Genomic DNA, 24,993 nt, shown 5'->3' with positions numbered 1-24,993 from the left:
GGCAACTTTCGCAATGAAGTGCAGACGGGACCGGCGCAATGGCGCACTCTCCAGCCAAGCGGCTGAAAGACCAGCATCCCCTGCCTTGAAACAGTTTAAGTGTGGACCGTGGAAAAACTCAGCGTGAAACCGCTTCGTTGGTGTAGCGCTCCCAGCCTTTCGGGCCGAGATGCTCCTGCGGCATGAAGCGCATCTTATAATTCATCTTGCGCGAGCCGTTGACCCAGTACCCCAGGTAGACATGGGGCAGGCCCATCGCCCGGGCGCGGGCAATGTGATCGAGGATCATGAACGTGCCGAGCGACCGCTCCTCGAACTCAGGATTGAAGTAGGAATAGACCATCGACAGGCCGTCGGCCATTTTGTCGGTGAGCGCCACCGCGATCAGCTCGCCCTGTCCCTTGCCGGTGATGAAGGTGTCGGGCCCGCGCCGCCGGTACTCGATCACCTTGGTGTCGACATGGGTATCCTCGACCATCATGGCATAGTCGAGCACCGTCATGTCGGACATGCCGCCACGGCGGTGGCGGGCGTCAAGGTAGCTGCGGAACAGTGAATATTGTTCGGTCGAGGGCTCGGCATTGTGCATGTGGCCGACGAGGTCGGAATTGTGCTGCAGCACCCGTTTCATGTTGCGGCTGGCGGTAAATTCCTGGGCGAGGATGCGTACCGAAACACAGGCGCGGCAGGTCTCGCATGCCGGCCTGTAGGCGATGTTCTGTGAGCGCCGGAAGCCGCCTTGCGTCAAGAGGTCGTTCATCTCCGCCGCCTTGTCGCCAACCAGGTGCGTGAACACCTTGCGCTCGAACTGGCCGTCAAGATACGGGCACGGCGACGGCGCGGTCAGGAAGAACTGCGGCGACTGGGTCGGATGCTGCGTCATCGAGCCTTGGAAACACTCCTTCGAATCCCTCTACCTTTGGCGCGGATGGCGAAAAATTCAACAGGATTGTGAGGGCGTGGTCGACTAGACGCCTTCACATTTACACTCAATCGGCTGTGACGGCTCTTCAGAGCACCGTTTTAGCGGCCCGTCCGGCTGACCACGGTGCCGAGCAAAAGGTCGTGCAGCGTGCGCTTGCGATCGGCAAACAAGGTCACCAGCAGGACCAGCGGCGACAGGATGACGTTGCCGGCCCAGAAAAGCACCGAATGGACGACGGCCGTGAGACCGTCGATCGGCCTCCCGTCGAGCCGGTCGAGCCGGATGCCCATCATCTTCATGCCCGTGGTGGCCTGGTCGGCACTGCCCAGCGTGTTCCAGATGTAGAGGATGGCGACGGCCGGCACCAGGACGCCAAACAGCATCCAGCCAAGACCGAGTGTCAAAAGCCCGAGGAAGAACACCAGTATGGCGAATGGAATGGTGAGCAGCGCGACGATCATATAGTCGATCACGAAGGCCACGATGCGCCGCGAGCGCACGCCGTCAAAGGCCCTGACATCGTCAAGCATGGTGGTGATGATTTCGCCGTCGAGAACGCGCGCGTTCATGTCATTTCCTCGTAACAGGGCCCGACATAGGGTGCGGGCCGCTCAGCAATGAAATGGTGAAGGCCCGCGGCGGAATCAAGATCGAGCTTTTTGCGGCGCGCAAGGCATGAGCGGTAAGAGACGCAATCTGAATCGGTTGAATTTGCGGCGCGGATGGCATTAGCTTGCTGCGGCGCAACAAAGCGCCCAGGGGCAGAGGGACGGGGCAACATGGACTACGACATGCTGGTCATCGGCAGCGGCCCGTCGGGGCGGCGCGCTGCGGTGCAGTCGGCCAAGCTCGGCAAATCGGCGCTGGTGGTCGACCGTGGCCGGCGTCTCGGCGGTGTTTCGGTGCATACCGGCACCATTCCATCAAAAACGCTGCGCGAGACCGTGCTCAATCTCTCCGGTTGGCGCGAGCGCGGCTTCTATGGGCGCGGTTACCGGGTCAAGCAGGATATTTCGGTCGGCGATCTGGTCGAGCGCCTGCACAAGACGCTCGACCACGAGGTCGAGGTGCTGCAGCACCAGTTCATGCGCAACACGGTCAAGAGCGCCCGCGCCGACGTGAAGTTTCTTGGCCCCAACAAGGTCAGCCTGACCACCGACACCGACGACTACAGCGAGGTTGGTTTTGCCAATGCACTGATCGCGGTCGGCACCAGGCCGCACCGTCCGCGCGACGTGCCCTTCGACAAGACCCGAATCTTCGACAGCGACGAGATGCTGGAGCTTGATCGTCTGCCGCGTACGCTGACCGTGATCGGCGCCGGCGTCATCGGCGTCGAATATGCGACGATCTTTTCCGCGCTCGATGTGCCGGTGACGCTGGTCGAGCCGCGCAACTCCATTCTCGATTTCGTCGACCGCGAGATCGTCGACGATTTCATCCATCAGATGCGCGATCGCGGCATGACAATCCGGCTGGGCAGTGCGGTGAAGGAGATCCGCTCCAAGCCGGACGCCGCCGAGGTCGAACTGACCGATGGCCGCACGATTCGCTCCGAGGTGGTGCTCTATGCCGCCGGTCGCACCGGCAATGTCGGCAGCCTGCGGCTGGATATCGTCGGCATCGACGCCGACTCAAGGGGGCGAATCAAGGTCGATCCGCATACGTTCCAGACCAGCGTGCCCAACATCTATGCCGCCGGCGACGTCATCGGCTTTCCGAGCCTGGCCTCGACCTCGATGGAGCAGGGCAGGGTGGCGGCCTGTCATGCTTTCGGCGTGCCCTTGCCGCCGCCACCCGAAACCTTTCCCTATGGCATCTACGCGGTGCCGGAAATCTCGACGGTCGGCCAGTCCGAGGAGCAGGTGCGTGAAAGTGGGGCCGCCTATGAGGTCGGCGTGGCGCGTTTTCGCGAGACCTCGCGCGGCCACATCATGGGCGTCAACACCGGCTTCCTGAAGCTGTTGTTCTCGATCGAGACGCGCCGGCTGCTCGGCGCGCATATCATCGGCGAGGGCGCCACCGAGCTCATCCACATTGGCCAGGCGGTGATCAATCTCGGCGGCACCGTCGACTTCTTCGTCAACAACACGTTCAACTATCCGACACTCGCCGAAGCCTACAAGATTGCAGGGCTGGACGCCTGGAACCGGATGGGGCGAGGGTAGGCAGACAGTTCATTCGGAGGCAGGCGCCGGTACCCGCCGCGGCAGGTCGGCGGCGAGCAGCGGCAGGCATATCAGCTAGAGCGCGGCACCGGCGATCCACACCAACCCCGGCTGATAATCAGCGATCCGAACACCGGGGAGGCGCTGGACGCCGCCGCTCAATCTTATCCGCTGCTGCGCTCGGCCCTGTCGCACTATCGGGCTGGCGGCCATCAGGCACAGTTACGAGAGCGGAAGTGCGCATGGCTGCGAGATGATGGCTTCCGCCGTCAATCAGCTTTGCGCGATGGGCGCGGCACTGCCTTCAGCCATTGCCTTACGATTGCCGCGTCGGCACTGCCGAACTCATGACCCGATGGAACAATCCGGGCGTCGAGGTCGGCGCCATGCTGGCTGAGCAATGTCACCAGAGCCGGCGCGAAGGGCGCATAGGTAAGGTCGGCGGCACCGGCGACGATCAGCACCCGCACGCTTGACAGATCCGTCGCCGGCACGTCGTCGAGCACCGGCATCGGCCGCAGCAGCGCGGCGCGTTCGACAAGGCCCGGATGCAGCAGCATCAGGCTCGAAACCATATTGGCGCCGTTCGAATAGCCGAGGAATGTCGTGCGAGAGGGATCGAGCCCGTGATGTGTCGCGGCGTCAGCGACGAAGCTTGCAAAGGCGTTGGTTTCGGTGCGGATACTCTGCTGTTCGAAGCGCGTCGGCGTGACGCGTGCGAACCAGCGGAAACCATCCTCCTGGACGATGCGGCCGCGCACGGCGATCAGCGTGGCGTGCGGCGCGATCTCTCGTGCCAGCGGCACCAATGTCGTCTCGTCGACACCCGACCCATGCAGCAGGAAGAAGCATTCGCCAGTTGAATCCGCGGGGTTGTATAGGCGGTAGCGGAAGGCGAGATCACGCAATAACGCACCATCTTGTGAGGTCTCTTCGGTCATGGCCTCATCCTTTTGATTTCATGACGGTTCCGGTCAGTTTGCCGGCTTCAAAACGCAATATTTTCAAGCTCCGCGAAAGTTGATTGAACCGGGCGCATTACCGTCCGTTTCTTCGCCGATATCATTCCTGCGGAGGAATCGAAGCGGTGCGCCGGGGGTCGCATTGCCGGCATGAACAACCAGCTTTGAGGCCTTTTGTCGATGACCACCCAACTTTCCCCGGACCGCGGCACGCGTGTCCCAGACCGCGATACGCGTGTCTCGGATCGCGGCACGCATATCCCGGATCGCGATATGCGACCGGATCGCACCGAGCGCGTCCCGGATCGCACGGAGCGCGACACGCGCATCGATGTGCTTCGCGCTCTCGCTTTGCTGACCATCTTCGTCGACCACGTGCCGGGTACCGCCTTCGAGTATCTGACCTACAAGAATTTCGGCTTTTCAGACGCGGCAGAGGTCTTCGTGCTGATCTCCGGAGTCTCGGTCGCGCTCGCCTATGGCAAGAAATTCCAGCCAGGAAACAGGCTGCTGGCAACGTTGAAGATGTGGCGCCGCGCTGGCGTGCTCTATGCCGCCCACATCGTCACCACTATGGTGGTGATGGCGATCTTCTGCGCGGCGGCCGTGTTCGCCAGGCGACCGGAGCTGTTGACGATGATCAACATCGAGCCGTTGATTAAGAATACGCCGCAAGTGCTGGTCGGCATCGTGACGCTTGGCCACCAGCTCGGCTACAACAACATCCTGCCGGTCTATGCAGTGCTGCTCTTGCTGGCGCCGGTCTTCCTGCTCTTCGTCAGCTACCGGCCATTGCCGGCGCTGGTCGCATCCGGTGCGCTGTGGCTGGTCGCGGGGATCTACCAGATCGCGCCACCGAACTATCCCGAGCCCGGCTTCTGGTTTCTCAACCCGCTGTCGTGGCAGTTCCTGTTCAACATCGGCCTGGCAGGCACGCTGCATGTGCGTCGCGGCGGCACCATCCCGGTCAATCGCTGGCTGGTTGGCGCGGCTTTGGCCTACACCGCCACGGCGCTGGTCTGGGTGCATAGCCCGCTCTGGGGGCAGATCTCCTGGTTGGGCCTGCCTCCCGTGTTGACCGGCTTCGACAAGACGTTCCTGGCACTGCCGAGGCTGCTGCATATCCTGGCGGTGAGCTACCTGATCGTGGCATTCCCCGCCATCTCGAACCTGTTCCGCACCGGGCGAGATCATCCGCTTGCCATATTGGGCAAACGATCGCTGCCGGTTTTCATTGCCGGCACGGTGCTCGCCCTGACGGCGCAGGTGCTGAAGCAGATCAACCCGGGCGGGCTTGCCTATGACAGCCTGTTGATTGCCGCCGGCATAGCCATGCAGTTTGCGCTTGCCTACTATCTCGAATGGCTTTCGAGCCTTGGCTGGTCCGGGAAAAGCAGGCCGGCTCACAACGCCGCACCGCCCGTCCAAGCGTCCTTCGGCATGTCGTCGATGGCAACAAGAATGGGCCGATGAGAGGCGTCAGGCGGCTCAGGCGGGCGAGGGGCCGGATGAGGCCCGCACCATGAGGTCGACCGGCAGCGATTGCCGACTGAATGTGCCGTCGTTTTCGAGGATCGCCTTGACGGCAAGGCGGCCCATCTCGGCGATCGGCTGGACGATTGTGGTCAGCGGCGGTTTGGAAACCGCTCCTTCCGGGACACCGTCGAAGCCGACGATCGAAACGTCGCCGGGTACAGTGATGTCATGCTGCCGCAGCCAGTCCAGTGCATGCAAAGCGATCCTGTCCGACATTGCCAGGATAGCAGTCGGTGTCTCGGCGCCGGCAAAAATATGGTCGAGGCCGGCCCAGACACTCTCCTCGTCATTGACGGTTTCGTAGATCGGCACCTTCGAGACGTCGATGTCGACGCGGGCGAGTTCAGCGAAGTAGCCACGCAGGCGGTCTCGCGTACCGGAGTAGAGCGCCAGCTCCACTTGCGCCTGCGTGGTCGGGCCGAAGCCGTCGTCCGCACAGGGCAGGGCAAGCACGGCAAAGCGACGATGCCCAAGTTCGGTCAGATGGCGCGCCGCCAGGCCGGCGCCGGCGATGTTGTCTACACCGATCGCCGCGACCGCCTCGTCGTCGTCTGAATCGAGATCGAGCGCCACAAAGGGCAGCTTGCGTTCACGCGCCAGTTCGACCAGCCTTGAACCGCCGTCGACACAGAAGACGATGAAGCCATCGACCAGCGCGCTCTGGATGTTCCAGGCGAGCTGTTCGTTGTTGGCGGCGGAAACCAGCGAGATTCCCGCACCGGTCGCGTCACAGGCCTGCGAGATGCTGGCCATCATCACCCGGGCGAAAGGATCGTCGAAGAAATAGGACAATGGTTCCGCGGTCGCGACACCGATGGCGTTGACCTTGCCGGCGCGCAGCAGTCGGCCTTTTGGGTCGGGTCCGCCATATCCCATTGCCTCGGCTGCCGCCTTGACCCGTTCGCGGACCTCCTCGCGCACGATCTCCGGGCGGGCGAACACGTTGGACGCGGTGCCGTGCGACACGCCGGCCGCTTTGGCAATGTCTGCCAGCCGGACCGGTCTTGTCTTTCCAGAGGTCAATGGCGCCATCTTCGTCTCCTGAATTCATTTCCATCTAACACTTTCGTTGGATCGGTTCAAATTGTGGCTTGATCGAAGGTCGGCCGAGGTGTATATTTGAATCGATCCAAAGAAACAGCAGCCCATATGATTGGATCGATTCAATTCAAGGAAAGGGAGATGTGTCATGCATCCCGTCAACTATCTCTTCGAAGACATCTATCGCAACGACTGGAGCATCGGCTCGACCGCCACGACCCAGAAGCGCCGCGACAGGGCCAGCCCATGGGTTCACGAGCTGCGGTTCCTCGTGGAGCGCAAGCGGAGCTGATCGGGGTTGCTTTTTCGCGCCTGTCGATTGGATCGATTCAAATACTGAAAGGAGCGCATATCATGCATCCCGTGAGCTATCTGTTCGAAGACATCTACCGCAACTACTGGGGCATCGCGCCAGCGTCCGAACGGCCGGAGAGGCATCGGTTGGCGAGGCTGCGGCGGCACAATCGCGAATTGCTTGTCCAGCCCGAGCGCCGGCAGGATTGATCGGATCCGGTCTGATCAGGAACGCGTGCGCACCCGCGCCGAGCCAGCGATCACCAGCCAGCCGGCGATGAGCAAGGTGCCGCCGATCGGCGCTGACAGCGGGAACAGCCGCGAGCCGAGGAAATCGCGGGCCAGCAGATCGCCGCAGAACAACAGAAGCCCAACCAGCAGGATCAGGCTGCCGATGCGCAGCGTCCGGTTCGTGCCAAGCAATCCGGTCGCGAGGAAAACCGGCGCATGCATGAGCAGGAAGGATGCGGCAGTGCCGACAAAGGCCCCGCCCAGATGCGCCGCCGCGGCCGAAAGCGCCACGCCGGCGGCACCACAGAGGCCGCCGGCCAGGACGAGGATACGGCCGCTGTTGCCGTAAGATTGCTCGGCCGTGCTCATGTCTGGGGCTCCGTGACGTTCAAGGCATGCGACCCGATTCGGTCAGGGCTTGCCGGCATTGGCGAGCATGTCCTGCTCGCGGCGCGATTGCGCCAGCCAATTATACACCGCGCCGCCGGCCATCAAGACGGATGTGCCCAGAAACACCGAGCGCATGCCGAAATGGCCACCGGCAAAACCGCCAAGCAAGGGGCCGGCGACCTGTCCGACATATTGGGCGGAGATCGAGAGCCCGAGCACATTGCCGCCGACGCCGTCGGGAACATTGTGGCGGATGACGCTGGTGATGCAGGGCAAGAGCCCGCCCAGCGCCAGGCCCATCAGGAAGCGCAGGCCGATGAGTTGCCAGCTCTGCGTGACGAAGGCCTGCGGGATCAGCAGCAGCGCCGAGACGGCAAGCGCGCCGATGATGACATTCCAATGGCCGATGCGGTCGGCGAGCTTGCCGAGGCGCGAAGCCGACAGGATGGCGCCAAGCGCTGCCGCCGACATGACGACGCCCGAGATCAGCGTGACGCGGCTCTGGTCTTCGATCAGCTGCTGCACATAGACGGTGATGATCGGTTCGATCGACATGGTGGCGAAACTCAACAGCATGCCGGTCGCCAGCATCGCGATAACAGGCCGCTTGTCGGGAATTTGTGCCCAGCCGCCTTTCTGCTTCTGCTTCGATGCGGCGTCTCTCGTTTTCGGTCGGGGATTCTCCTTGATCAGAAACGTGGTCGCCAGGAATGCCAGGAAGATGACGCTGCCGGACAACAGGAAGGTGGCGCGGATGCCGATCAGCGGCGGCAGGGCGCCACCAACCAGCGGGCCGACCAGTGCCCCACCGGTGATGCCGGCCGACAGCAGGCCCAGTGCCCAGCCGGAACGCTCCTTTGGCGTCTGCATGGCGACCAGGATGGTCGATCCCGAGGAATAACCGCCGGCAAAACCGATCAGCAGCCGCAGCAGCACCAACTGCCATCCGGTCTGCACCATACCAGTCAGCGACATACATATGGCCATGCCGAAGCTGGCGCGAACCAGCATCACCTTGCGGCCGTAACGGTCGCCTAGACGTCCCCAGAGTGGTGCGACCAGTGCCGCCGCGAAGAAGGTCGCGCCATAGGCGATCCCCGACCATTGCACGATCGCCGCGTGGCCTTGGGCGCCGAGCTGCTCGATATAGAGCGGCAGGAACGGCAAAAGCAGCGTCATGGCGATAAGCGTCGAAAACGACCCGGCAAAGCACACGAACAGATTGCGCCGCCAATGGATGTTGTAGGTGCTGTCGATCGCCGGGGGCGTGTTCTGCATGTCATATGTCCTGTCCGAGCAATGCAGTGTCGGCGGGTTGCTGCGGATACCGTTTTGGGATACCAAGATGGTATCCGTCATGGACGCAAGCGTGGGTGCTGTCAATGCGACCCCTCTCAAACGTGATCGGAAGATGCCGCCAGCAAGCCGATCGCCGGCAATGACCAGAAAACGGAGACGACAATGTCGCAGATGCAGAGCGTCGAAAAACAGCTTCGGCAGATGATCCTGGGCCTCGAGATCGGTCCCGGCGAGAAACTGACCGAGCGCTGGATCGAAAGCCGCTTCGGCGCCTCGCGAACCCCGGTCAGGGCCGCGCTGTTGCGGCTCGAGACCGAGGGCCTGGTCGGCAGGGACGGCCGTGGCTGGACCGTGTCGCCCATCAATCTGGCCGAGCTCGAGCAGATCGCCGTCTACCGGGAGGCGGTCGAGGTTGCAGCCCTTCGCCTGACATGCGCCTTGGCGGACCGGAGCGCTGTCGATGTCATCGAGGCGATGCTCGACTCCTGCGACACCGACACGCCGCGCGAGGAATGGCATCGTATCGGCATGGATTTTCACATCGAGCTGGCGCGGCTGTCAGGCAATGAATTCCTGTTCCGGGCGGTCCGCGATGCCATGACGCGTCTGTCGCGGGCCCGCTGGCTGGAGGTTCGCGACGAGGCGGCCCTCGCTCGCGCCTGGGCCGAACATCGCGCCATTCTGGCAGCGGCACGCCTTGGCGATGCCGATAAGGCCGCGCGCCTGCTTTCGGCCCACATCGTCGGCAGCCGCGACCGGCTGGTGACGTCGCTGGCCAACGATCGGCGTGGTCTTCGCGCCAGGGGCTTTGCCGTGATCGCTGCTTAGGGCGTTGTGCAGGGCAAGGTACGCGCTGCGCAAAAGGCGGCGTCCGCGCGCGCCGTGCACTTTCGGCCTCGCTTCACGGGCACTGATGGCGTAAGAGCGGCGATGGAAAACAACCGATTTGAAACACCCGTGACCGTCAAGTCAGTCTCGGCGGGAAGCACTCAACTCTTGCGAACGGCTCGTGAGGCTTCCGATTACCTGCTCAACAGCTGGCCCGGCAAGCGCAGCCCCAAGCATCGCGCGGCCCTGCAGGCCTGTCACGATGCGCTGGCCGGCGACAAGCCGGCGATGAACGCCAGGCGCGCCTTCATTGCTGCAGCGCGCGAAGTGGACGTCTTTGTCAGCGACAAGGCCCCGGCCTGATCCAAGGCGACAATCTGGAATGAGGCACGGCCCGCATGCGCGGGCCTTTTGCCGTCACTTTGCCGTTTCGGTTTCGGTTTCAGTCTCGTCTTCGGGCTTCGAACGCTCGCGCGCGGCAACCTTGGCCGCCAGCTTTTCAGCCTTCTTGGCCGCCTTCTGGCGGTCGCGTTCCTTGCGTTCGTGATCGTAGTTTGGTGGTCGCGCCATATCGGCTCCTTTTCACTGCCTTGCGGCTCTGACCCTGCCTAGGAGCATTAGCCGTCAAACACAACAGCTGAAGCGATCGTGCCCGGCCGTTGGCGTCGATGATGGTCCGGGGCTTGCAAGATGCACGGCACAATGGTGTAGGGGACCGGGGCGCCAACGCATCGTGAGCTGCGCGTTTGTTTTGATCAAGTGAACTATGGCCACCATACAGCGAACGACGGCAAGGGTTTTCTATTATGCGCGAAACGTCGCGCGCGATATCGCGCCGCAGGCGCTGTTCCGCCGGCGGCTGGCGGGTCGCCTCGAAAAATCCCTGCTTGCGGACGGTTCGGTTCGCCAGCGGTTGAACTACTACAACAAGCTGCAGGACGCATTTTCGCCCAGCCCGGCGGCAGTGCGTATCGACAATCTGCCCTTCGTACCGAGCATGTACTATTACGACCTCAAGGAGATTGCCCGGTATTTCGACCCCAAATTGCTCATCGACCTGCAATTCGGCGATGTTGTCGACGTGCCGGAGGTGCCGTCGCTCGTCAAGAATCGGCCGATCCATGCCGACAACAGCAATGCGATCATTCTGAAATTCAACAAGTTCCGGCACTTCCACATGCCTGCCGACGCAACCGCGTTCGCCGACAAGCTCCCGGCCGTGGTCTGGCGCGGCGATCTCAACAATCCGATACGGACAAGATTTCTGGATGCCGTGCGCGATCTGCCGTTTTGCGACGCCGGCTCACACAAGTCATACGCGCCGGCCGAGTATAGCAAGCCATTTCTCAGCATCAGCCAGCAGCAGCGTTATCGCTACATCGTCTCGCTCGAAGGCAATGACGTGGCGACCAATCTCAAATGGATCATGAATTCGAATTCGCTCTGCCTGATGCTGCCGCCGACATACGAGACATGGTTCGGGGAGAAGCAACTCGAGGCCAACGTCCACTATGTACCGCTCGACCCGGATTTCGCCGACCTTGCCGAAAAGGTGCGCTATTTCGAACAGCACCCGGCAGCGGCCGAACGCATCATTGCGGCGGCGAATGCCTATTGCCGGACATTCGCCAACGAGAAGGCCGAGCAGGCGATCTCCCTGCTCGTGCTCTACAAATACTTTGTGCTCAGCGGCCAGATCGAGCCTGATCCCGAGGTCTGGGGCTATATCACGGGCTGATGCATGTCGCTCAAAAGTGGCCCCGGTTTTCAGACTACGACATGCATAAACAAAAGACTTAAAGTGCGTCGCATGATTCCGTTTCGAGGCGATGCGCTTTAAGTGCCCGGCGGGCATCGTCCGCCGGGCCATCGAAACCTGTGCTCACACGCCGCTGCGATCGAGAACCAGATCGGCGGCGCCGAAGCGGTCCTTTGCCGTCAGTTGCTGGTGCCAGTAGGGATAGAGCAAAGGCGGCCGGCTGACCGCGTCGAGGCGGTCACGCTCCTCGCTGGTGAGCGCCAGGCTTGCCGCCGCGATGTTGTCCCGAAACTGCGTTTCGGTCCTGCCGCCGATCACCAGCGAACTGACCGCCGGCCGGCCGAGCAGCCAGGCCAGCGCCACCTGCGCTGCCGACACGCCGCGCTGCGTGCCGATCTCGACAAGGACGTCCACGATCCGCCAGAGCCGGTCCTCGTCGCGGATCGGCGGTTCGGACCAGCCGGCGAGCTGGCGGGCGGTCGGGCTGTCGCGGCGGTATTTGCCGGAGAGCAATCCGCCGGCAAGCGGGCTCCAGACCAGCACGCCCAACCCCTGATCGACCGAAATCGGCAGCAATTCATACTCCGCCTCGCGCGCTTCCAACGTGTAGTGGATCTGCTGGGTGACAAAGCGCGGCTGGTGATGGCTGTCGCTGATGCCCAGCGCCTTCATCACCTGCCAGCCGGAATAGTTGGAGCAGCCGACATAGCGGACCTTGCCCTGGGCAACCAGCGTATCAAGCGCGGCGATGGTTTCCTCGAGCGGTGTCGTGCCATCCCATTCGTGCAGGAAGTAGATGTCGATGACGTCGGTCTTCAGCCGCTTCAGGCTTTTCTCGCATTCGCGGATCAGGTGATAGCGCGACAGGCCTTCATCGTTGGGACCGTTGCCGATCCGCATCCGCGCCTTGGAGGCGATCAGCACGTCGCCCTTGCGCTTGCCGCCGAGCGCTTCGCCGATGATCTCTTCCGAGATGCCGTTCGAATAGACATTGGCGGTGTCGATGACGTTGATGCCGGCATCGATGCAAAGGTCGATCATCCGGCGCGCCTCGTCGAGGTCGGTTTTGCCGACAGCCGAAAACGCGCCGGCACCGCCGAAGGTCATGGTGCCCATGGTCAGTGTCGAAACTTTCAAGCCGGAACGGCCGAGGGTGCGGTATTCCATGTCAGTCCTCGCGATTGCATTGGGGAAGGGGGCTTTGGGGAAAGATATTTGTAGGACAATTTAGACCGCTTGTCGCCATGCCACGACGATGGATCGATCATGCCTCGCGGAATTTGCAGTGGCGGCAGTCTCGCTCCAGTCTGCAATAAAACCGTCATTGCCGGTCTATATTGAAGTCGGCTCAGGTGTTGCCACTCCGGGACGCAGGCCAGGGGTTTGGGCGCCGGACGTGGATGGACAGGGCTTGCAAGCGGAGCAACTGATATGACCGAGCTAAGACAGAATTCTCCCGCCAAGGACTGGCTTGAAGCCGAGCTCGCCGACACGCTCGACGAGGACTATGAGCTCGAAATGTCGGAGCCGGCACTGTCGATGGAGATCGCCAAGATCTACAAGAACTCGCATCCGCCATCGATCGATCGCATGCAGTATTTTCGCGACCTGATCACATTGCAGTCCGAATTGATCAAGCTGCAATCCTGGGTCGCCTATCACAAGAAGAAGCTGGTGGTGATCTTCGAGGGCCGCGACTCCGCCGGCAAGGGCGGCGTCATCAAGCGCATCACCCAGCGGCTCAATCCGCGCATCTGCCGTGTCGTCGCCCTTCCGGCGCCGACCGAGCGCGAGAAGTCGCAATGGTATTTCCAGCGCTATGTGCCGCATCTGCCGGCCGGCGGCGAGATCGTGCTGTTCGACCGCTCCTGGTACAACCGCTCCGGCGTTGAACGGGTGATGGGTTTTGCCGAGCCCGATCAGGTCGAAGAATTCTTCCGCGACGTGCCGGAGTTCGAGCGGATGCTGGTCCGCTCGGGCGTCACCGTGGTCAAATACTGGTTCTCGATCACCGACGAGGAGCAGCAGATGCGCTTCCTGATGCGCATCCACGATCCGATGAAGCAGTGGAAACTGTCGCCGATGGACCTGCAGTCGCGCGTGCGTTGGGAACAGTACACCAAAGCCAAGGAAGAGACCTTCGCCCGCACCAACATTCCCGAAGCGCCCTGGTTCATCGTCGAGGGCAACGACAAGAAGCGGGCGCGGCTGAACTGCATCGACCATTTGCTCAAGCAGATGCCGTATGAAGAGGTGCCGCACGAGGAGATCACGCTGCCCGAGCGTGTCTTCAATCCCGAGTACGAACGCCAGACGCTGCCGCGCGAACTCTACGTGCCGGAGAAGTACTGAGGTAGGGTTCCCTTCTCCCCGTATAGTGACGGGGAGAAAGGGCCTGCACCAAGGGTTTCGCGATCTACGCCCGCTTGATGACCACGTGGGTGGCGAGCGGGGTGGCAACTTGCTCGCTGCAGAGGTAACCGAGCTTGGGCATGTCCAGGCCGGCAAAAAGGTTCTCGCCGGCGCCAAGCAGCACCGGCGCGATCGCCAGATGCATCTCGTCGATCAGTTTCTCCTGGAGATATTGCCGGATGGTGGCGACGCCACCACCGACCCGCACGTCCTTGCCATCAGCCGCTGCTTTCGCTTGTTCAAGCGCCGAATGGATGCCGTCGGTGACGAAGTGGAAGGTCGTGCCGCCTTCCATTGTGAAGGATGCCCGCTTGTGGTGGGTCAGTACGAACACCGGCACATGGTAGGGCGGGTTGTTGCCCCACCAGCCCTTCCAGCTATCATCCGGCCATTCGTCCCGGATCGGCCCGAACATGTTGCGGCCGAGGATCCAGGCGCCGAGATTCTCCATGCTGCGCGCCGCAAAATCCTCGTCAGTGCCGGTCGCGCCGCCTTCCTCTCCGAACATCTTGCGGAAGGTGCGGGTGCTGAAAGCCCATTTGTGCAGGGCTTCCCCGCCAACACCGAGCGGATTTTGCAGATCCTGATCGGGACCAGCGCCATAGCCGTCGAGCGACAGGCTGAAAGCATTGACTCGAAGTTTGGACATGAGAGCCTCCTCGATAATCAGTTGTAATTTGCAAGCAGTTGTTTCGTAGCAAACTGATTGCGAATTGCAAGCGGTTTTTTAAGCGCAAACAAGTCAGGGGATTGGTCAAACGACCCTCGCGCTCTGCTCCTTGGTCGGGAAGCTGGAAACTGTCATGGATATCCAGGAGACCGCCGGCACTGTTCGCCGCGATCGGCCATCGGCGGGAAAAGAAGTTATCCCTTCAGCATCGCCGCCACTTCGGGCGCAAAATAGGTCAGGATGCCGTCGCAGCCGGCGCGCTTGAAGGCGAGCAAGGATTCCAGCATCGCTTTCTCGCCATCGATCCAGCCATTGGCGCTTGCGGCCTTGATCATCGAATATTCGCCCGACACCTGGTAGGCGAAGGTCGGCATCTGGAATTCATCCTTCAGCCGCCGGATGATGTCGAGATAGGGCAGGCCGGGCTTGACCATCAGCATGTCGGCGCCCTCAGCGATGTCCTGTTCGGCCTCGCGCACCGCCTCGTCGGAATTGGCGTGGTCGATGTAATAGGTCTTCTTGTCGCCCTTGAGCAGGCCGGCGGTGCCGACCGCCTCGCGGTAAGGGCCGTAGAAGGCCGAGGCGAACTTGGTCGCGTAGGACATGATCGCCACGTCCTGGAAACCGTTGGCGTCGAGCGCGTCGCGGATGGCGCCGATGCGGCCGTCCATCATGTCGGACGGCGCGATGATGTCGGCGCCGGCCGCCGCCTGGATGACGGCCGCCGCGGTCACCTGTTCCACCGTCTCGTCATTGACGATGATGCCGTCACGCAGGATGCCGTCATGGCCGTGGCTGGTGAACGGGTCGAGCGCGGCATCGGTGATGATGCCGATCTCCGGCACCGCGTCCTTGATCGCCCGGGTGGCGCGGTTGATGACGTTGTCGGGGTCGAGGATGTGCGAGCCGGTCTGATCGCGCAGCGAGATATCGACATTGGGGAAGGTGGCGAGTGCCGGAATGCCGAGCTTTGCCGCGCGTTCCGCCTCCTTGACGGCGAGATCGATCGACAGGCGGAAGACGCCCGGCATGGCGGCGATCGGCTCGCGCACATTTTTGCCGTCGACGACGAAGATCGGCCAGATCAGGTCGTCGACCGAAAGCCGGTTCTCCTGCACGAGACGGCGCGACCAGTCGGCCTTGCGCATGCGGCGCAAGCGGCGGCTGCCGGTGATGTCGTCGACGCTGCGCGCGCCGGCTGGCTTTGTCGGGGTGAATTTGTTCATCGCCAAAACTCCGGGTCGGTGGCTTTTACCATGAGCCCTTGCCGCTGACCAATGCGACACGTTTGTGCCAGCAAATCGCGCTGAGGGCAGCACGGCCTGTCAAGGCGATCCATTGCCCGAAAGGATCTGAGCAGCACCCCGCATGGCGACACGAAACGCTTCGTCGAAACTAACGCCGCGCACTTGCCAATGATAGGTCTTCCCGTCCTCATTAAGCCGCCAATCGGCGATCCAGCCCAGTTCCTTGTCGCTCCACACGATGCTGCCAGCCAAGACCTGGCGGCTGCCAATACTTCTTGCAACACTGCCTAGCAGTTCGGGTGAGATAGGACCCACCTCTTCGAAAGTGAGTTCGGCCTTGGCGAGTGTCGCCTTGTTCGGAACGACAATCGACATCGCCATGGGGCCGGCGGCCGATTGAAAAGACTCTATCATGTACGGATTTTCGTCCCCATCACTGGCAAGGACAAAATGTCGGCGCGAGTCGTCCACAGCCAGGACGACCGAGAGCGTCGGCCGTTCGGCCAGCCAAGGCTTGCTGCCGAGCGAAGCCAGCACCGGGTCAATCGTCGCCGGCGTGTATTGGCAATAAAGGTCGTGCGGCCGGTCGTGCGTGCCCTGTTCGTCATGCACCGGAATGCCTTCCATGCGGTCGCGATAGCGGAAACCGGTGACAAAGCTGCCGGCCTTGTCGCGCAGCTCCGTCATCTCGGGTTTCGCCACCAGGCGCTGATCGCCGGAAACCCTGACCAGAACCGCATCGAGGCAGATCTTGAAGCCGGCCTGGCGGTTCGGCTCGCCCTGGCCGGTGACGATAGTCTGTGATTGGTAGAGATCCTCGACATTAGCTGCCCTGGCCGGACCATTGGCGGCGTAGAGGGCCAGCAGGCCCCCCACAACAAGGGCAAGGCGCAAAAACCGAGGCATGGCTCACCGTCCGCTTCGAAAACCGTCGTCGACTTATGGCGGCCATGCGAAGTCAGGGCCGGTTCTGAAGAACGATACGTTGTTGGTGAAAATGCTGACAGGGGCAAGCCTGATCATGCGCCCGTCAGGATGTTCGATCTGGGCCACGTTGTCGATGAACCATTCATTCCAGCTTGCTTCGGGTCCGAGATATTTGTGAAGGAGCCGATTGAAGCGGTCTGGCGACATCGGTTCGATGGTGGCGGCGCCGCGCAGCCCGAGATGCAGCAGGATGCCGGCATTGTTGTCGAAGTGGACAATTTCCACCGCGCAGCGCGGGTCTCTCAGGAGATGCTTTACCGCGCTTCCATCCGATGACCCGAGAAGCCAGATCGCACCGTCCTCCCAGATGAACCATACCGGCGCGTTGCGCGGCGCGCCGTCCGCGCTGACGGTCGCCAAATTCGCCATCAGCGGGCGACTTAGAACATCGTCCGGGTCGAACGTTCGCGGCATCGCCAAATTGTCTCTCGATAGCCTCACAGGCGGACAAGTTGCACCCATTTGGCAGGGACGCAAAGGATGCGCCTTGCCTCTCCAGAGATCCAAACAGGCGCACGATGGTCGGGCTTGGCATTGACGCACCCATGCGCCACGCTTTAGCACTTCAATCCCGGCGGCGCGGGGGAGGGATTCTTTCACGATGGATTTTGGCGGAGGCGACGAGATCCGCTTCGAACATCTGGGCCGGGCCGGCGTCGTCACGTTGACACGACCGCAGGCGCTCAATGCCGTCACGCATCGCATGATACGGGCGCTCGACGCTGCTCTTGCCGCCTGGGAGACCGACCAGGGCGTCGATGTCGTCCTCGTCAAGGCCGAGGGCAGGGCGTTTTCGGCGGGCGGCGACATCCTGCATATCTACGAGGCCGGCCGGGCGGGAAAGCCGCCGGTCGAATTCTTCGCCGATGAATACCGGCTCAACGCCCGCATCAACAGCTTCAAGAAACCCTACGTCGCCCTGATCGACGGCATCGTCATGGGCGGCGGCGTCGGCATCTCCTTCCACGGCTCGCACCGGGTGATGACCGAGAATGCCCAGTTCGCCATGCCGGAGGTCGGCATCGGCTTTTTCCCGGATGTCGGCGCCAGCCATTTGCTGCCCGATCTCGGCGGCTCCTTCGGCATGTATCTGGCGCTGACCGGCAATCGCATCCGCTATGGCGACGCGCTGTGGTCGGGGCTGGCCACCCACACCATCAAGGCCGAGGACCAGCGCGGCTTCCTTGACCGGCTGACGCTGACCGGCGATCCGGAATCGGTGCTGCGCGGTTTCTTCGTCCAGGCAAAACGTGAGACCGACAGGCCGACGCTGGAAGCGATCGTCCGTCATTTTTCACAGCCATCCCTCAAGGCCGTCATCGACAGCCTGGAGCGGACGGCAGGCGGCGACGAGTTCGCGGCAAAGACGCTGGCGACGCTCCGGACGCGCTCGCCGACCAGCCTGCGCGTCGCCTGGCGCCAGATCAGCGCCGGGCTGACCCTGTCCATGGACGCCTGCATGAAGATGGAGTTCCGCATCCTCAACCGGATGCTGGCCGGCCACGATTTCTACGAAGGCATTCGTGCCGCCATCATCGACAAGGGCTCGAAGCCACAATGGCGGCCGGCGAACCTCGGTGCGGTCAGCGAGGCGGATGTCGACGCCTATTTCGCCTCGCTCGGCGACCGGGAGCTCGACCTGTGAGCGAGGTGACCTCCAGACGCGTCGTGCTGCAGCCCTCCGGGGTGGAGGTGATCTTCGCCTGGTTCCAGCGCGTCGTCGCCGGCTACTGCCTGCTGTTTGGCATCCTCTACTGGATCAAGCTGATCGGCTTCTATCCGGGCCCGTTGTGGCGCTTCGACCTGATGCCGGTGCACTGGCAGGTGGCGGCGGTGACGCTCGCCGTGTTTTTTCCCTTCGCCGCCGCCGGCCTGTGGATGCTGGCGTCCTGGGGGCCGGTGATCTGGTTCATCTGCGCGGTGACAGAGACCGTCATGTATGCCGGTTTTCCCGAGCTTTTCGGCCACCGCACCCTCATCGTCATCTCGCATGCGGCCGTGGCGCTGCTTTATATCGTTTTCCGCGTGACCATCTGGCTGCAGAAACGACCGGTGCGGCACTAAGCCCTTGAGCGCATTGGCGACCTGGCGGCTGCCTCAATTCAGCCCCGCGATTGTTGGCTAAATCTTTAGGTTAATTATCCTTGCTCGGGTGACCGTTCGTTAAGCCTCTTTCGAAACCTCTTACCGGTAAGCTCTTGTTAGCCCTAGCGTTTAAGTCGAATTTTATGAGTATTCGATAGTGTCGCGATCAAGGTGAAAAACAAAAAATCACCAGGGCGACAAACGAGAGGCAAAGACAATGATCAATTCGCGTCCGGCGGCGAAGACCGCCAACGTATCCGACGACCGCCGCGAGGCTATCCGCTCGCTGTACATGGAATCGCTGCAGCTTGTAGAGCGGCTGCACCGCCGCCTGCTTGACGTGATCAAGGACGAATTCGACCGCAACGGGCGCTCCGACATCAATGCCATCCAGGCGCTGCTGCTGTTCAACATCGGCAATTCGGAACTGACCGCCGGCGAGCTGCGTTCGCGTGGCTATTATCTCGGCTCGAACGTCTCCTACAATCTGAAGAAGCTGGTCGACCTCGAATTCATCAACCACCAGCGCTCACGCATCGATCGCCGTTCGGTGCGGGTTTCGCTGACGCCGAAGGGCAGCGAAGTGGCGGACGTGGTCGCCGGCCTTTATGAGCGCCATGTCGGCTCGATCGAGCAGGTCGGTGGCATCAACACCGAAGAATTCAAGCAGATGAACCGCGCCCTGCAGCGGCTCGACCGCTTCTGGAACGACACCATCGCCTATCGGATGTAAGACGCCGCATCGAATCTGGCCCGCGCCACAGAAGCGCGGCCGAAATGTCGACCTCTGGTCAAGGCCGGTGCCGAAAGGCATCGGCCCTTTCTTTTGGTTTTGGCCGTTCATCCTTTCGGGCTACGGCTTCAGCGGGCAGAATTTCTCGTGAAAATAGGCAAGCGCCTGTTCGGCCTGGCCGGGCTCGCCGAAGAATGGGCCGATTGTTTCGGGCTCGCGCATCAGGTCGCAACTGCCCTCGGTGTCGGTCGTGCATGTCTTCACCAGCCCCTTCAGCGCGATGGTTGCCGGCGGATTGTCGAATGATAGGGCGGTTACGCCGCCAAGTCGCATTTCGTAGGCCAGGCGGTAGTAGATGGCGCCGTCTTCCTCGAACTGCTGTTCGGCCTTGTACGTTCAATCGCTGAGTTTCGTCACCGTGAACCTCAGCGTCTCCATCTTGTCGCCGACCTCATTGGGGCTAGTGCTGGTGAAGACCGCTGGCGATCGGGACACCTGCTTCAGCGGTTCGTCGGCCTGCTGCCCGTATTTGGGGATCGCGCCCTGTTCCAGGCCGTGCACGAAATAGGCAACCGTTTCCTCCGGTGTCGGAGTGCTGCCGTTCGGACCTCCGGCCAATGCGAATGCCAGGACGACTGAAAGGGCACCAGGCATGGTCTCGTTCCCCATGTTGGACTAGCTTGTCAGTGTACCATCAAGAGCTTGTGGTTCATCAGCCGATATCGCGGCCGGCGATCGCGGATCGGTACCGAAAAAGCACGGGCTTTTCATTTCGCTGCGTCGCCCGATGCAAATCGCGGGCCAAGGCCACGTTGCCGCCATATTCCAATGGAACCGAGGATGCCGGTGAGGCTGTGGTGAAGGCCGTGCATTCACCCGGAACCGTATCGTGCCTCGAGCGTTTGTGGCCGCACTGATACGGACCATGGTTGGCTAATTGTTAAGATTGCCAACTTTAGAGTGAGGGCAAGTCGCCCTGATAACCTGATACAGCAGATCGAACGCTACAAGAATGTCTGGAACGTCCATGAGAACCAGCCGCCGTTTTTTCCTCTCCGGAGCCTCCGCGCTCGCAGCCGCGGTGGTCGCTGGCGGCGCCAATGCGCAGGATGTGATCGGTGATATCCTGAAATCCTCGGCGCGCGGCAATTGGGACGACCAGTTCGATGCCCGCGCCAGCGAGGGCGGCAAGGTGGCCTCGACGCTGCCGATCTTCAGCGCGCAGACCGTCGCCTTTACCGAGCAGGCGGTGGCGCAATATCAGAACATTGCCGGTCAGGGCGGCTGGGTAGAGGTCCCGGCGACCAAGAAATTGCAGCTCGGCGTCGATGATCCCGATGTCGTGCCGTTGCGCAAGCGGCTGATGGTCTCTGGCGACCTGTCGCAGAGCGCCGGAATTTCGACGGCCTTCGATTCCTATGTCGATTCGGCGGTCAAGCGCTTCCAGTTGCGTCACGGCCTGCCCGCCGACGGCTCGATGGGCAAATACACCTACTTGGCGATAAACGTTTCGGCGCAGATCCGGCTTGGCCAGTTGCAGACCAATCTGCAGCGGCTGAAGGAGAAGGCCGGCACGCTTGGCACCCGCTATGTTCTGGTCGACATTCCGGCCGCGCAGGTCGAAGCCGTCGAGAACGACCGCGTCGTGCTTCGACACACCGCGATCGTCGGCAAGATCGATCGCCAGACGCCGATCGTCAATTCCAAGATCAACGAGATCATCGTCAATCCGTACTGGAACGCGCCGGTCTCGATCGTGCGCAAGGATATCATTCCGCTGATGCGGAAGGACCCCAACTACCTGAAGGACAGCCATATTCGCCTGTTCGCGCCGGACGGCAGCGAAGTCGACCCGCTCAATGTCGACTGGTCGACCGACGACGCCGCCAAGTATCGCTTCCGCCAGGATCCGGGCGCGGGCAACGCCATGGCGTCGGTGAAGATCAATTTCCCGAGCCCCGACGGCGTCTACATGCACGACACGCCGCAGCAGAGCCTGTTCGGCAAGATGATGCGTTTCGATTCCTCGGGCTGCGTGCGCGTGCAGAATGTGCGCGACCTCGTCACCTGGATCCTGCGCGACACGCCCGGCTGGGACCGTCAGCATTTCGAGGCGGCGATCAAGACCGGCGAAAACACCCCGATCCAGATTACCAACCCGGTGCCGGTGCATTTCCTCTATCTTTCGGCCTGGTCGACGGGCCCGGGCGTGGTGCAGTTCCGCGACGACGTCTACGCGCTCGACGGCGCCAACGAGCTGCAGATCACCTCGTCGCTTTAAATAACTGATTCTTTTACAGAAAGGGCCGCCGGTTGGGGGCGGCCTTTTTCGTTGCTCGGGTGCCGTTGCGTGTTGTCGCCGGCTACCGGCGCCGCATTGCCGCCTCCGGCGAAAGCGCGCGCCGAAGCACGCGAAGCCGGTCGGCTGGAACTGGAGCTCAGGCTCGCCGGCATCGGGGCCGTGCGCGCCATGCTGCGTTGCGGCCAGATCAATGACCATGCGGCGCGGGCGCTGTTCACCGAGACCACGCTTACCGAGGCCTTGCTGAAGGGACGCCAGGCACGGAAATAGCCCACTCGTTGCCTGGTTGGCGCAATCCGGCCAGCAAATTTCGCGCCGCAAACGTGGCGGGGCGAAAACAACTGTGTTAATGGCGCGGCGAATACATGTCGCCCAAAAGTGTGCAGCGGTTTTGGGACAACGACATGCATAAATCAAAAATTGCCCCGAACCGAGGATTTCAGGCCATGGCAACAGCAGCGGCAGTGTCGAACAAATTCGAATCCTTCTTCGAAACCACGCTTGCCGATGCCGATCCGGAGATTTTCGGCGCCATCCGCAACGAACTCGGTCGCCAGCGCCACGAGATCGAGCTGATCGCCTCTGAAAACATCGTCTCGCGCGCCGTTCTGGAAGCGCAGGGCTCGATCATGACCAACAAATACGCCGAAGGCTATCCGGGCAAGCGCTACTATGGCGGCTGCCAGTTCGTCGACATCGCCGAGGAACTGGCCATCGAGCGGGCGAAAAAGCTGTTCGGCTGCAACTTCGCCAATGTCCAGCCGAATTCCGGCAGCCAGATGAACCAGGCCGTGTTCCTGGCGCTGCTGCAGCCCGGCGACACCTTCATGGGCCTTGACCTCAATTCGGGCGGCCATCTGACCCACGGCTCGCCGGTCAACATGAGCGGCAAATGGTTCAAGGTCGTGTCCTATGGCGTGCGCCAGGATGACCATCTGCTCGACATGGACGCGATCGAGAAGACCGCCCACGAGACCAAGCCGAAGCTGATCCTGGCCGGCGGCACCGCCTATTCGCGCGTCTGGGACTGGAAGCGTTTTCGCGAGATCGCCGACGCGGTTGGTGCCTATCTGATGGTCGACATGGCCCACATCGCTGGCCTGGTCGCCGGCGGCGTGCATCCGTCGCCGCTGCCGCACGCCCATGTGGTGACCACGACCACGCACAAGTCGCTGCGTGGCCCGCGCGGCGGCATGATCCTGTGCAATGACGAGGAAATCGCCAAGAAGATGAATTCCGCGGTGTTTCCCGGCCTGCAGGGTGGCCCGCTGATGCATGTCATCGCCGCCAAGGCGGTCGCCTTCGGCGAAGCGCTGAAGCCGAGCTTCAAGGTCTACGCCGAGAGCGTCGCCGCCAACGCCAAGGCGCTCGCCTCCAGCCTCAAGGAAACCGGTCTCGATATCGTCTCCGGCGGCACTGACAACCATCTGATGCTGGTCGACCTGCGCCCCAAGAACGCCACCGGCAAGCGCGCCGAGGCAGCGCTCGGCCGCGCCAACATTACCTGCAACAAGAACGGCATTCCGTTCGACCCGGAAAAGCCTTTCGTCACCTCGGGCGTGCGCCTTGGCACCCCGGCCGGCACAACGCGCGGGTTTGGCCAGGCCGAGTTCCGCGAGATCGGCAAGCTGATCGCCGAAGTGCTGGATGGTCTCAAAGTCGCCAATTCCGACGAGGGCAATGCCGCTGTCGAAGCGGCGGTCAAGGCCAAGGTGGTGGCGCTGACCGATCGTTTCCCGCTCTATCCCTATCTCGGCTGACGAGATTGAGGTCTCATCACCTTGCCGCGACGGACAAGCGCCGTCGCGGCAAGGCTGCGACAGGAGCCTTGATGATGCGAATTGTTCGTCTTGCCGACCTTGCCTTCGCCGGCGCCCTGGCCGCCTTGATTGCCTTGCCGCTCTCCGGCGTCGCCCTGGCGCAAACCGCTCCCGCCCAGGCCGCACCTGCCCAGCCCGCACCCGCGGCGCCCGCGCCGGCGGCACCCAAGCTTGAAACCTTCGGCAGATGGTCGACCCTGGTCGACGAGGTCGATACCGGCGAGGATATCCGCAAGACCTGCGCGGCCTCGACCGCCTTTATCGGTGCGGGCGGCGAGAGCGGCACCCTGACGCTCATCATCACGAACGGCGATGCGCTGCCGCCGGATGCCTACCCGTCCCTGACCATTGCGGTCGATAACAAGGCGCTGCCACCGGGCAAATCGGTCGCGGCAAGCTTCGGCGACGACAAGGGCCACGTCGCCGCAAAGCTCCATTCCGACGCCGCCGTGAGCGGCCGGCTCAGCTGGACCGTGGACAATCAGGCCAAGACCAGCCTGGCGCTGTTGCGTGTCATGCGCCGCGTATCGGTGCTTGACGTGGCCTTTGGCGACGCGCCGGTTGGAAGCATATCCATGGACGGCTTCACCAAGGCCTATCGAAGCCTCGGCGCATCATGTGGGTTTCCGACCACCGACGTCGCCCCCTGACGGCATCGGCGCGCTGTCCGGCTGCCTGGCGGCGCTGGCAATCTTGCTTGCGCCTCGCTATCTCTCAGGGGTCAGGGCTCTGAGGGGCGAGGAGCTGTTGCCGATACTTTGCCATCGTTGCAAAAACCTCTAAGCCTTTCGCTTCACCAGATTCGCCAACCAAAGGCTTCTCCATGCGCTGTCCCTATTGCCAGTCAGAAGATACGCAGGTGAAGGATTCGCGCCCCGCCGAGGATGGCGCCGCGATCCGCCGGCGGCGCGTTTGCCCCGATTGCGGCGGCCGCTTCACCACCTTCGAGCGCGTGCAGTTGCGCGACCTCGTCGTGGTCAAGAAATCGGGTCGCAAAGTGCCGTTCGACCGCGACAAGCTGTTGCGCTCGGTGGAGATCGCCGTTCGCAAGCGCAATGTCGATCCCGAGCGCATCGACCGCGCGGTGACCGGCATCGTGCGCCAGCTCGAAAGCTCCGGCGAGACCGAAGTGGCATCCGGCGAGGTCGGTCGGCTGGTCATGGACGCGCTGAAGTCGCTCGACGATGTCGCCTATGTCCGCTTCGCCTCGGTCTACCGCAATTTTCGCGAGGCCAAGGATTTCCACGAATTGCTCGGCGAGCTCAAGGGGGACGAAATCAAGGGTGAAGAGGACGCCAGCTGAG

30 protein-coding genes are annotated in these 24,993 nt (G+C 62.3%); 16 read left to right on the top strand and 14 right to left on the bottom strand.

The window, feature by feature from the left end:
- Positions 1–118: 118 nt before the first annotated feature.
- Together B5V02_RS19570 and B5V02_RS19565 are read right to left on the bottom strand one after the other, a co-directional pair.
- On the bottom strand, positions 119–883 hold the full coding sequence (locus B5V02_RS19570) for an arginyltransferase (RefSeq protein WP_111545769.1): 765 nt from the start codon (positions 881–883) through the stop codon (positions 119–121).
- 140 nt (positions 884–1,023) lie between these two features.
- On the bottom strand, positions 1,024–1,494 hold the full coding sequence (locus B5V02_RS19565) for an RDD family protein (RefSeq protein ID WP_111545768.1): 471 nt from the start codon (positions 1,492–1,494) through the stop codon (positions 1,024–1,026).
- Between the two features lie 210 nt (positions 1,495–1,704).
- On the opposite strand from B5V02_RS19565, the gene sthA reads away from it, so the two are divergent.
- The gene (gene sthA / locus B5V02_RS19560) at positions 1,705–3,093 is read left to right on the top strand and encodes a Si-specific NAD(P)(+) transhydrogenase (protein ID WP_111545767.1); all 1,389 of its coding nucleotides are present in this window, start codon (positions 1,705–1,707) and stop codon (positions 3,091–3,093) included.
- Positions 3,094–3,362: 269 nt separating this feature from the next.
- Here the strand turns inward: sthA and B5V02_RS19555 are convergent, their stop codons facing one another.
- Positions 3,363–4,034 carry an alpha/beta hydrolase gene (locus B5V02_RS19555; protein WP_111545766.1) on the bottom strand — a complete coding sequence of 224 codons (672 nt, stop codon included), beginning with the start codon at positions 4,032–4,034 and terminating at the stop codon, positions 3,363–3,365.
- 201 nt (positions 4,035–4,235) lie between these two features.
- Here B5V02_RS19555 and B5V02_RS19550 point away from each other — a divergent pair, with 201 nt between their 5' ends.
- The gene (locus B5V02_RS19550) at positions 4,236–5,528 is read left to right on the top strand and encodes an OpgC family protein (protein ID WP_111545765.1); all 1,293 of its coding nucleotides are present in this window, start codon (positions 4,236–4,238) and stop codon (positions 5,526–5,528) included.
- Positions 5,529–5,543: 15 nt separating this feature from the next.
- On the opposite strand, the gene B5V02_RS19545 is transcribed toward B5V02_RS19550, so the two are convergent.
- A complete protein-coding gene (locus tag B5V02_RS19545; RefSeq protein ID WP_111545764.1) occupies positions 5,544–6,623 on the bottom strand; it encodes a LacI family DNA-binding transcriptional regulator in 1,080 nt (359 codons plus the stop codon).
- Between the two features lie 157 nt (positions 6,624–6,780).
- On the opposite strand from B5V02_RS19545, the gene B5V02_RS19540 reads away from it, so the two are divergent.
- Positions 6,781–6,924, top strand: a complete 144-nt coding sequence (locus B5V02_RS19540) for a hypothetical protein (protein ID WP_111545763.1) — start codon at positions 6,781–6,783, stop codon at positions 6,922–6,924.
- A gap of 62 nt (positions 6,925–6,986) precedes the next feature.
- Positions 6,987–7,136 (top strand): hypothetical protein, encoded by a 150-nt coding sequence (locus tag B5V02_RS19535; protein WP_111545762.1) that lies wholly within the window; start codon positions 6,987–6,989, stop codon positions 7,134–7,136.
- A 15-nt stretch (positions 7,137–7,151) separates the two neighbouring features.
- Here the strand turns inward: B5V02_RS19535 and B5V02_RS19530 are convergent, their stop codons facing one another.
- The gene (locus tag B5V02_RS19530; RefSeq protein WP_111545761.1) at positions 7,152–7,526 is read right to left on the bottom strand and encodes a DUF423 domain-containing protein; all 375 of its coding nucleotides are present in this window, start codon (positions 7,524–7,526) and stop codon (positions 7,152–7,154) included.
- A gap of 42 nt (positions 7,527–7,568) precedes the next feature.
- Complete coding sequence (locus tag B5V02_RS19525) at positions 7,569–8,825, bottom strand: multidrug efflux MFS transporter (protein WP_111545760.1); 1,257 nt, start codon at positions 8,823–8,825, stop codon at positions 7,569–7,571.
- Between the two features lie 183 nt (positions 8,826–9,008).
- Here B5V02_RS19525 and B5V02_RS19520 point away from each other — a divergent pair, with 183 nt between their 5' ends.
- The gene (locus B5V02_RS19520; RefSeq protein ID WP_111545759.1) at positions 9,009–9,674 is read left to right on the top strand and encodes a GntR family transcriptional regulator; all 666 of its coding nucleotides are present in this window, start codon (positions 9,009–9,011) and stop codon (positions 9,672–9,674) included.
- A 129-nt stretch (positions 9,675–9,803) separates the two neighbouring features.
- The gene (locus B5V02_RS19515) at positions 9,804–10,037 is read left to right on the top strand and encodes a DUF982 domain-containing protein (protein ID WP_245446028.1); all 234 of its coding nucleotides are present in this window, start codon (positions 9,804–9,806) and stop codon (positions 10,035–10,037) included.
- A 54-nt stretch (positions 10,038–10,091) separates the two neighbouring features.
- Here the strand turns inward: B5V02_RS19515 and B5V02_RS19510 are convergent, their stop codons facing one another.
- Positions 10,092–10,244, bottom strand: coding sequence for a hypothetical protein (locus B5V02_RS19510; protein WP_111545757.1), 153 nt, complete (start codon positions 10,242–10,244; stop codon positions 10,092–10,094).
- Positions 10,245–10,440: 196 nt separating this feature from the next.
- Here B5V02_RS19510 and B5V02_RS19505 point away from each other — a divergent pair, with 196 nt between their 5' ends.
- Positions 10,441–11,412 carry a glycosyl transferase family 90 gene (locus B5V02_RS19505; RefSeq protein WP_111545756.1) on the top strand — a complete coding sequence of 324 codons (972 nt, stop codon included), beginning with the start codon at positions 10,441–10,443 and terminating at the stop codon, positions 11,410–11,412.
- A 144-nt stretch (positions 11,413–11,556) separates the two neighbouring features.
- On the opposite strand, the gene B5V02_RS19500 is transcribed toward B5V02_RS19505, so the two are convergent.
- Complete coding sequence (locus B5V02_RS19500; RefSeq protein ID WP_111545755.1) at positions 11,557–12,600, bottom strand: aldo/keto reductase; 1,044 nt, start codon at positions 12,598–12,600, stop codon at positions 11,557–11,559.
- Positions 12,601–12,864: 264 nt separating this feature from the next.
- Between B5V02_RS19500 and ppk2 the strand changes: the two genes are divergently transcribed.
- Entirely contained in the window at positions 12,865–13,785 is a 921-nt protein-coding gene (ppk2, locus tag B5V02_RS19495; RefSeq protein ID WP_111545754.1) for a polyphosphate kinase 2, read from the top strand.
- Between the two features lie 64 nt (positions 13,786–13,849).
- Here ppk2 and B5V02_RS19490 read toward each other — a convergent pair whose 3' ends face one another.
- From B5V02_RS19490 to B5V02_RS19475, 4 genes are all read right to left on the bottom strand, one after another.
- A complete protein-coding gene (locus tag B5V02_RS19490) occupies positions 13,850–14,494 on the bottom strand; it encodes a dihydrofolate reductase family protein (protein ID WP_111545753.1) in 645 nt (214 codons plus the stop codon).
- Between the two features lie 215 nt (positions 14,495–14,709).
- Positions 14,710–15,741 (bottom strand): porphobilinogen synthase, encoded by a 1,032-nt coding sequence (gene hemB / locus B5V02_RS19485; protein ID WP_111545752.1) that lies wholly within the window; start codon positions 15,739–15,741, stop codon positions 14,710–14,712.
- 99 nt (positions 15,742–15,840) lie between these two features.
- On the bottom strand, positions 15,841–16,668 hold the full coding sequence (locus B5V02_RS19480) for a DUF2066 domain-containing protein (RefSeq protein WP_111545751.1): 828 nt from the start codon (positions 16,666–16,668) through the stop codon (positions 15,841–15,843).
- A 33-nt stretch (positions 16,669–16,701) separates the two neighbouring features.
- The gene (locus B5V02_RS19475) at positions 16,702–17,349 is read right to left on the bottom strand and encodes a pyridoxamine 5'-phosphate oxidase family protein (protein ID WP_245446026.1); all 648 of its coding nucleotides are present in this window, start codon (positions 17,347–17,349) and stop codon (positions 16,702–16,704) included.
- A gap of 1 nt (position 17,350) precedes the next feature.
- Between B5V02_RS19475 and B5V02_RS19470 the strand changes: the two genes are divergently transcribed.
- The 3 genes from B5V02_RS19470 to ldtR all read left to right on the top strand — a co-directional run bounded on the left by B5V02_RS19470 (position 17,351) and on the right by ldtR (position 19,567).
- Complete coding sequence (locus tag B5V02_RS19470; protein ID WP_111545749.1) at positions 17,351–18,394, top strand: enoyl-CoA hydratase/isomerase family protein; 1,044 nt, start codon at positions 17,351–17,353, stop codon at positions 18,392–18,394.
- On the top strand, positions 18,391–18,813 hold the full coding sequence (locus B5V02_RS19465; RefSeq protein ID WP_111545748.1) for a DUF6163 family protein: 423 nt from the start codon (positions 18,391–18,393) through the stop codon (positions 18,811–18,813). Before B5V02_RS19470 ends, B5V02_RS19465 begins: the two co-directional genes overlap by 4 nt.
- A 238-nt stretch (positions 18,814–19,051) precedes the next feature.
- Positions 19,052–19,567, top strand: coding sequence for a transcriptional regulator LdtR (gene ldtR, locus B5V02_RS19460; RefSeq protein ID WP_111545747.1), 516 nt, complete (start codon positions 19,052–19,054; stop codon positions 19,565–19,567).
- A 120-nt stretch (positions 19,568–19,687) separates the two neighbouring features.
- On the opposite strand, the gene B5V02_RS19455 is transcribed toward ldtR, so the two are convergent.
- Both B5V02_RS19455 and B5V02_RS19450 read right to left on the bottom strand, forming a co-directional pair.
- Complete coding sequence (locus tag B5V02_RS19455) at positions 19,688–19,900, bottom strand: hypothetical protein (RefSeq protein WP_111545746.1); 213 nt, start codon at positions 19,898–19,900, stop codon at positions 19,688–19,690.
- A gap of 63 nt (positions 19,901–19,963) precedes the next feature.
- The gene (locus B5V02_RS19450) at positions 19,964–20,221 is read right to left on the bottom strand and encodes a hypothetical protein (RefSeq protein WP_146606097.1); all 258 of its coding nucleotides are present in this window, start codon (positions 20,219–20,221) and stop codon (positions 19,964–19,966) included.
- A 373-nt stretch (positions 20,222–20,594) separates the two neighbouring features.
- Between B5V02_RS19450 and B5V02_RS19445 the strand changes: the two genes are divergently transcribed.
- The 5 genes from B5V02_RS19445 (at position 20,595) to nrdR (ending at position 24,992) form a co-directional block, all read left to right on the top strand.
- Complete coding sequence (locus B5V02_RS19445; protein WP_111545744.1) at positions 20,595–21,848, top strand: L,D-transpeptidase family protein; 1,254 nt, start codon at positions 20,595–20,597, stop codon at positions 21,846–21,848.
- A gap of 69 nt (positions 21,849–21,917) precedes the next feature.
- Complete coding sequence (locus tag B5V02_RS19440) at positions 21,918–22,139, top strand: hypothetical protein (RefSeq protein WP_245446025.1); 222 nt, start codon at positions 21,918–21,920, stop codon at positions 22,137–22,139.
- 176 nt (positions 22,140–22,315) lie between these two features.
- Positions 22,316–23,629 (top strand): serine hydroxymethyltransferase, encoded by a 1,314-nt coding sequence (glyA, locus tag B5V02_RS19435; RefSeq protein WP_111545743.1) that lies wholly within the window; start codon positions 22,316–22,318, stop codon positions 23,627–23,629.
- A gap of 74 nt (positions 23,630–23,703) precedes the next feature.
- Positions 23,704–24,339: a hypothetical protein gene (locus B5V02_RS19430; RefSeq protein WP_425374408.1), complete on the top strand. Its 636-nt coding sequence runs from the start codon at positions 23,704–23,706 to the stop codon at positions 24,337–24,339.
- 173 nt (positions 24,340–24,512) lie between these two features.
- Positions 24,513–24,992: a transcriptional regulator NrdR gene (gene nrdR / locus B5V02_RS19425; protein WP_111545742.1), complete on the top strand. Its 480-nt coding sequence runs from the start codon at positions 24,513–24,515 to the stop codon at positions 24,990–24,992.
- Position 24,993: the final 1 nt, after the last annotated feature.

The organism is Mesorhizobium kowhaii, assembly GCF_003253745.1.
Lineage (GTDB): Bacteria > Pseudomonadota > Alphaproteobacteria > Rhizobiales > Rhizobiaceae > Mesorhizobium > Mesorhizobium kowhaii.
The sequence above is the reverse complement of the archived record's forward strand: the minus strand, read 5'-3'. Positions and strand labels throughout refer to the sequence as shown.